Raw genomic sequence first — 462 nt, 5'->3', positions numbered from 1 at the left:
TTGTTCTGACGTTTTTCCTCTACAAGCGCCAACTATGTGCTGCGATTTGTTTGGTCGTATATTTGGTACTTAACGAAGTTATCAAGTATATAGACCTAGATAAGATCCCTTCATTATTCACAGTGCTCAAGATCCTGTTGTTTATTGGTGCTGCTCGTAGTGTTTACTTCATTGGCAAGCATAGGGGCGAGCCGAAGGACGGATCTTCGCAACAAAACAAGTCCGATGCTGATCTGATTTGAATGAAAAGCGGACTTCGACTTGTATTGATCTGAGGATAAAAGGAAATTATGCGCAATGAGTGAAAGTGTTAGCTCACCTAAACCTGCCAATGACCATGGCAAAGTTTGCCCGAAGTGTTACGAGGTTGTTGATTGGAAGGTGATACTCCGTCCTAGACTTCTGCCAAACAGGTTGCGATGCTCCAATTGTGCTTCTTCACTACATTATGAAAATAATTGG

At 42.2% G+C, this 462-nt stretch carries 1 protein-coding gene; it reads left to right on the top strand.

Annotated features, from left to right (window positions below):
- Positions 1 to 242 (top strand): hypothetical protein (locus tag A3738_RS31925; RefSeq protein WP_231876607.1); only part of this gene is annotated, 242 nt, incomplete at its 5' end.
- Positions 243 to 462: the final 220 nt, after the last annotated feature.

This window comes from Oleiphilus sp. HI0066, assembly GCF_001635725.1.
The sequence above is the reverse complement of the archived record's forward strand: the minus strand, read 5'-3'. Positions and strand labels throughout refer to the sequence as shown.